This is a genomic window from Ochrobactrum sp. AN78 (assembly GCF_029909885.1).
In the GTDB taxonomy this organism is placed as follows: domain Bacteria; phylum Pseudomonadota; class Alphaproteobacteria; order Rhizobiales; family Rhizobiaceae; genus Brucella; species Brucella quorumnocens.
Genome location: NZ_JASAMU010000003.1, coordinates 545,896 through 552,917, shown reverse-complemented (window position 1 = coordinate 552,917; position 7,022 = coordinate 545,896). Strand labels below are relative to the sequence as shown.

Genomic DNA, 7,022 nt, shown 5'->3' with positions numbered 1-7,022 from the left:
CCTTGCCTCCAACGTTGACATTGACCAGCACCTCAAGAGGCGACACGTCGCATCTCTAACTGGCCCAACTGTCGCATTACTAAATAGCCCCTACACATACTGATCGCATAATCTATCTTATGGAACATACTCAACAATAAAAAACCAGCGCCTTATTGTGATAAAACGTCTGCGACGAGTTTAATGTGATGTCCCGATGATCGGGCAAACAACGCTTACGTTCAATGTTTTCCACAACTCGAAATCGCTGATCAAAATTTAAGCGAATCGTATGTCAAGAACTGAATAAAACTACTGACAGCAGCAGCGCAAAAGTGCCGCAAAATAAGGATTTTTCGTGATTTTTTTTCGTCTTATACTATCCGTAAATCCGTGTTTGATAGCTACTGCGTACCATTTTTGTTGTCTTCTAAATTAGTGCTACCGTAGTAAATCCATCCACTAATTCAATGCGTTAAGAACTTCTCTTGCAAGAGTCAATCTTATCCATAAGATGCACGCCATTTCAAAAATTACCAAGGAGGGGTTCTTCGTGTTTCGCAAAACTTTACTGACAAGCGTGTGTCTTCTGGCGCTGATGGGAGCGGCATCGGCTGAGACTGTTCTAAATCGTGGCAACGATACCGATCCGGCAACGCTAGACCATCATCGCACGTCCACAGTTTCTGAAGGTAATGTGCTTCGTGATCTTTACGACGGCCTGACCATTCAGAATGCAGATGGCGAAGCCGTACCGGGTGTGGCAAAGTCTTGGGATATTTCGGAAGATGGCACTTCATACACTTTCCACCTACGCGATAATGCCAAGTGGTCGAACGGCGATCCGGTTACAGCCGGTGATTTCCAATTTGCGTTCCGCCGTCTGATGGACCCAAAGACCGCTGCGGGTTATGCCAGCATGCTGTTTGTGATCAAAAATGCTGAAGATGTTGCTGGTGGCAAAAAGCCAATTGATGAGCTTGGGGTTGAAGCAGTCGATGATCACACGCTGAAGGTGACGCTGAACTCCCCTGCTCCTTATTTCCTTGAACTTCTAACGCACCAGACGGGTTTCCCGCTGCACCAGAAGAGCGTTGAGGAAAATGGCGACAAGTTTACGACACCGGGCAAGATGGTGACGAATGGCGCTTATGAGCTTGTCAGCTTCACGCCAAACGACAAGATCGTCATGAAGAAAAACCCGAATTATTACGAAGCAGATCAGGTCAAGATCGATACGATCAACTGGATTCCATTCGAAGATCGCGCCAGCTGCATGCGCCGTTTCGAAGCCAAGGAAGTTCAGATCTGTTCTGACGTTCCAGCTGAGCAGATGGATTATGTGAAAAAGAACCTCTCCAAAGAGTTCCGCATGGCGCCATATCTTGGCGTCTACTATCTGCCAGTCAAAGGCAAGACTGCCGACAGCAAGCTAAAAGATCCCCGTGTTCGTCAGGCCCTTTCAATGGCGATTGATCGAGACTTCATTGCCGATCAGGTTTGGCAGGGTACCATGCTGCCAGGCTATTCTATGGTTCCTCCGGGCATCAATCATTACGTCAAGGATGCGCCAAAGCTCGACTATTCCGACGATATGCTCGATCGTGAAGACAAGGCCAAGGAACTCCTGAAGGAAGCAGGCGTTGAACCAAACACGCTTTCGATTGAGTTGCTCTACAACACATCTGAAAATAACAAGAATACAATGGCGGCAATTGCTGATCAGCTCGGTAATATCGGTGTGAAAGCAACGCTCAACGAAACCGAAGGCGCTACCTACTTCAACTTCCTGCGTGAAGATGGTCCATTTGATATCGCACGCGCTGGCTGGATCGGTGATTACAACGATCCGCAGAACTTCCTCTATATCAGCCAGAGCGATGTCAGCTTCAACTATTCCAAGGTGAAAAACCCTGAATATGATGCGAAAATGGCTGAAGCTGCCAAAATACTTGATCTCGATGCTCGTGCAAAAGTTCTCGCCGAAGCTGAGCAGCTCAAACTCGATGATATGAGCAATATTCCGATCCTTTATTATTCTTCGCGCGCTCTTGTTTCCGACAAGGTCGACGGCTGGAACGATAACATTATGGACAGCCACAAAACCCGCTGGCTTTCGTTCAAACAGTAATTTTCAATTCGGGCTGCGCCGCCAGCATCGGCCCAAAAATCGAAATCGATTTTTGAAAAGCAGGATGTGTAGATCAAATGAGTTAGAGCGTCCTTTGTGCGTCCGAAAGGGCACACGGCGCTCTAGTGGCGCAGCCCCTTTTTCTTTCGACCGCGGGAGGGTCGGAGGACCCCTTTTCATGGGGCATATATTTTTAAAGTTTTATGGGAGTTTTCGATGGTTCGCGAAATTTTGTTGACAGGCGTTTGTCTGGTTTCGCTTGGCAGCGCCTCTTCAGCTGCAATTGTACTTAACCGTGGAAATGACATGGATCCATCAACGCTGGATCAACAGCTCACCACAACGGTTCAGGAAGACCGTGTTTTAAAAGATCTTTATGAAGGTCTGGTTGCACAGGAAGTCTGGCGCGGTACAATGCTCCCTGCCAGCTCGATGGTGCCTCCCGGCATCAATAATTACGTCAAAGACGGACCGCAGCTGAGCTACGCCAAAGAAGACATTCTTGATCGCGAGGAGAAGGCAAAAAAGCTGTTGGCAGATGCGGGCGTCACACCTGGTAGTCTGTCGATAGTGCTGAAATATAGCACGTCGGAAAATCACAAGAACACGATGGCGGCGATTGCCGACATGCTCAAAGATATTGGTATCAATGCTACGCTCGACGAAGTCGATGGCACGACTTATTTCAATTACCTTGAGCAAAAAGGCATGTTCGATATCGCACGCGATGGCTGGGTTGGGGATTACAACGATCCGAACTCGTTTCTGTCACTCTTCGCGAGCGACAGCTACTTCAACTATGCGCAATGGTCGAACAAGGATTATGACGCGCTGATGATGAAATCAGCCACCACGGCAGATTTGGGTGAACGGGCGAAAATCCTCACCAACGCAGAGGAGATTTTGCTCCAAGACGGGGCTGCTATTCCTCTGCTCTACTATTCATCTACCGCATTGGTTGCCGACAAGGTCAAAGGCTACGACGACAACCTGATGAATTCGCACGCCACGCATTGGCTGTCGATAAAAGGCTAAACAAAAACAGGAACGCCCTTAGAGCGCCGCGCGCCTAAAGGCGCACAAAAAGACGCTCTAAAACGTAAAAGGCTGCATAATTTTCTTCAATCGGGTCCGATCTAAAAATTATGCGGAAATGGGATTTGCAGGATCACATTTTGAGTGTTCCGGCAAAGAAGGGAAATAAAAATGCTGGGCTACACGCTCCGACGATTGGGTAGTGCAATACCCACGATCTTTATCATAGTGACTTTGACATTCTTCCTTATAAGACTGGCACCCGGCGGGCCTTTCGATCTGGAGCGTCCGATCGACCCCCTTATTCTTGAAAACCTCAAGAAGGCCTATAATATGGATGCGCCGCTTTGGCAGCAGTATCTGATTTATCTAGGCAATCTGCTGCGTGGTGATCTTGGACCAAGCTTCACGCGTCGCGATTTTACCGTGAATGACCTGTTTGCTTCCGGTCTGCCGGTTTCGGTCATGCTTGGCGCTTTGGCGCTTAGTCTTGCTGCGATTATCGGAACATTTCTCGGTACAATTGCAGCGCTGAAACAGAATTCTTCCATTGATTATTTCGTTGTAGCACTTGCCACTTTCGGTATCACAACGCCCAACTTCGTTGTTGCTCCCCTCCTCAGCCTGCTTTTCGGTGTCATTCTTGGCTGGGTCCCAGCCGGGGGCTGGTCGTCTGCGAATATCACGTACTGGATATTGCCGGTGCTAACTCTGGCTTTGCCGCAGGTTGGCGTTATTGCGCGCCTCGTGCGCGGCGCAACCATTGAAGCCTTGCGCGCCAATCATGTTCGCACCGCCCGCGCCTATGGCCTGCCATCGCGCGTCGTGGTCGGCGTACATGCCTTGCGTGCTGCGATGCTGCCCGCTGTTTCCTATCTCGGCCCGACAGCCGCGGCACTTCTTACCGGCTCTGTTGTCGTTGAAACCATCTTCGGTATTCCCGGCATTGGTCGCTACTTCGTGCAGGGCGCGTTGAGCCGCGATTACACGATGGTCATGGGCACCGTGGTTGTTATTTCCGTTTTCGTCGTGGTGTTTAATCTCATCGTCGACCTCCTTTATGCATGGCTTGATCCGAGGGTTCGCTATGACTGATTTTACTGCAGCCGTGGAAACAGAAAAATTGGGTTCAGTCCAAAGCCGCTCGCTCTGGCAGGATGCTTGGTTGCGTCTGCGCAAGAACAAGGCGGCTGTTACAAGTGCCATCGTCCTCATCGTGCTGGCACTTGTCGGCATTTTTGGACCCATGATCAGCCCGCATCCTTATGACAAAATCTATCCGCAGTTCGTGCGCGTGGCTCCAAGTCTGGAAGCATATCCGCGTGCCGATACGATTATGCCCGGACTGGAACGTGAACTTGCCCGCGCCCGCCTTGACGCGTCAGCGGAGCCGGAATTGAACGGCAACAGTGTGTTGGTTAACTTCACCGCCCAGCGCCCGACCGATGAGCGCGTGTTGCGTTATTTCCAGCGCTCTGACCTGTTTAGCAATCCGAAAATCGAACTTGCTGCAGATGGATTATCGGGCAAGCTTACACTCAACGTCTCGCGCAACTATTTTGTACTCGGTACAGATAATCTTGGCCGCGATTTGATGACACGCATTTTCATTGGCGTTCGTATGTCACTCGCTATCGGCCTGTTGGCTTCGGCAATGGCTTTGGTGCTCGGCGTTGGATATGGCGCGATATCGGGCTACCTCGGTGGCCGTGCCGACAACATCATGATGCGGCTTGTCGATATTCTCTATTCCCTGCCCTTCATCTTTTTCGTCATATTGATGCTCGTCTTCTTTGGGAGGTCGATTTTCATCATCTTCATTGCCATTGGTGCAACCGAATGGCTGGATATGGCGCGCATCGTGCGTGGGCAGACATTGAGCCTTAAACGACAGGAATTCGTGCAGGCAGCGGAAGCGCTAGGCGCAACACGGCGTGGCGTCATTACACGACACATCATTCCGAACGCGCTCGGACCGGTCATCGTCTTCGTGACACTGTTGGTGCCCAAGGCAATTCTTCTTGAAAGCCTTCTGTCATTCCTCGGTCTCGGTGTGCAGGACCCACTCACCTCGCTCGGTCTTCTCATCTCGGAAGGTGCACAGAACATGCGCGGCGCAAGCTGGCAATTGATCTGGCCTGCCGCAACTCTCACCATCATTCTGTTTGCGCTGAACTTCTTGGGCGATGGCCTGCGTGACAGCCTTGACCCGAAGGATCGCTGAGATGACGAACGAAAACATTCTGAGCGTGCGCGATCTGCGCGTTACCTTCGATACAAATGACGGTCCAGTTGATGCCGTGCGCGGCATCAATCTGGACGTCAAAGCTGGTGAGACGGTAGCCATTGTTGGTGAATCTGGCTCCGGTAAAAGCCAAACAACCATGGCAATGATGGGCCTGCTGGCCCAGAACGGCAGGGCTACAGGGCAAGCGCTTTATCGCGGGCAGGACCTGATCGGCATGACCGATAAGGCACTCAACAAGATACGCGGCGCAAAGATCACAATGATCTTTCAAGAGCCGATGACCTCACTCGATCCGCTTTATCGCATCGGCGATCAGTTGGCAGAACCGTTGCGTTATCACCGGGGTATGAGCAAAAAGGAAGCGCGTCCGCGTATTCTTGAACTGCTAAAACTGGTTGGTATTCCAGAACCCGAACGCCGCATCGACAGTTATCCTTACGAGCTTTCGGGTGGACAGCGCCAGCGTGTGATGATTGCCATGGCGCTCGCCAACGAGCCGGATGTTCTGATCGCTGACGAGCCGACGACTGCGCTCGACGTCACCATTCAGGCACAGATACTCGACCTGCTGGCAGATCTGCAAAAGCGGCTCGGCATGGCCGTGGTCTTCATCACGCATGATCTCGGGATTGTCCGCCGGTTTGCGGATCGGGTTTATGTCATGCGTTATGGTGAGGTCGTTGAGACCAACGAAACTGACAAGCTCTTCACTGCGCCTAAGCATCCTTATACGAAAATGCTTCTCGATGCCGAACCGGAAGGCGAAAAGCTCTCACCGCCTGATGAGGCACCTGTGCTGATCCGCGCTGATAATGTGAAGGTCAACTTCCTTATCAACAAACCATGGCTGGGTGCTGCAACCTATCTCACTGCCGTCAACGATGTTTCACTGACGCTTAAACAGGGCCAAACCATCGGTATTGTTGGGGAATCCGGTTCGGGCAAATCGACGCTTGGTCGTGCTATCCTGCGATTGCTGCCGTCCGAAGGACGTGTGGCTTATCTTGGCAAGGAGTTGCCTGTTGAATCGCAGGCCATGCGGCCAAAGCGCCGCGAATTGCAGCTTGTGTTTCAGGATCCGTTCGGTTCTCTAAGCCCACGCATGACTGTGGGCCGCATCATTACCGAAGGGCTTTTGATCCATGAGCCGAACCTGTCGGCCAAGGAACGCGACCGCCGTGCCTGTGAAGCGCTTAAGGAAGTAGGCATGGATCCCGCGATGCGCAACCGGTATCCGCACGAGTTTTCCGGTGGTCAACGTCAACGTATCGCGATTGCCCGTACCATGATCCTTAAACCGAAAGTGATCGTCCTTGATGAACCGACAAGTGCGCTTGATCGTTCGGTTCAGAAGCAGATCGTCACTCTCTTGCGTGATTTGCAAAAGGATTATGGACTTTCCTACATCTTCATCAGCCATGACATGGCAGTGGTCCGGGCGGTATCAGACTACGTGATCGTGATGAAGAACGGTAAGATCGTGGAGCAAGGTGATACAGAGCAGGTCTTCGATAATCCGCATGAGGAATACACCAAAGCGCTAATGGCGGCAGCACTGAGCGAAGAACGTTTCGGAACTGATGCATAGTTATAAATTAGCAATAAAAACGGGGCATTGGCCCCGTTTTT

Annotated in this window: 4 protein-coding genes and 1 pseudogene; all 5 read left to right on the top strand. The window is 51.1% G+C overall.

The genetic code is table 11. The features are described 5' to 3' along the window. The first annotated feature begins 532 nt into the window (after positions 1–532). The 5 genes and pseudogenes from QBD00_RS09315 (at position 533) to QBD00_RS09295 (ending at position 6,981) form a co-directional block, all read left to right on the top strand. A complete protein-coding gene (locus QBD00_RS09315; RefSeq protein ID WP_264230814.1) occupies positions 533–2,110 on the top strand; it encodes a peptide ABC transporter substrate-binding protein in 1,578 nt (525 codons plus the stop codon). Positions 2,111–2,497: 387 nt separating this feature from the next. Beyond that, positions 2,498–3,145: pseudogene (locus QBD00_RS09310) on the top strand (ABC transporter substrate-binding protein); the annotation flags it as partial. 171 nt (positions 3,146–3,316) lie between these two features. Further along, positions 3,317–4,240: an ABC transporter permease gene (locus QBD00_RS09305; protein ID WP_151092341.1), complete on the top strand. Its 924-nt coding sequence runs from the start codon at positions 3,317–3,319 to the stop codon at positions 4,238–4,240. Next, positions 4,233–5,369: an ABC transporter permease gene (locus QBD00_RS09300; RefSeq protein WP_318579278.1), complete on the top strand. Its 1,137-nt coding sequence runs from the start codon at positions 4,233–4,235 to the stop codon at positions 5,367–5,369. The genes QBD00_RS09305 and QBD00_RS09300 overlap by 8 nt, the downstream gene beginning before the upstream one ends. A 1-nt stretch (position 5,370) precedes the next feature. Next, positions 5,371–6,981 carry an ABC transporter ATP-binding protein gene (locus tag QBD00_RS09295; protein ID WP_318579277.1) on the top strand — a complete coding sequence of 537 codons (1,611 nt, stop codon included), beginning with the start codon at positions 5,371–5,373 and terminating at the stop codon, positions 6,979–6,981. Positions 6,982–7,022 lie beyond the last annotated feature (41 nt).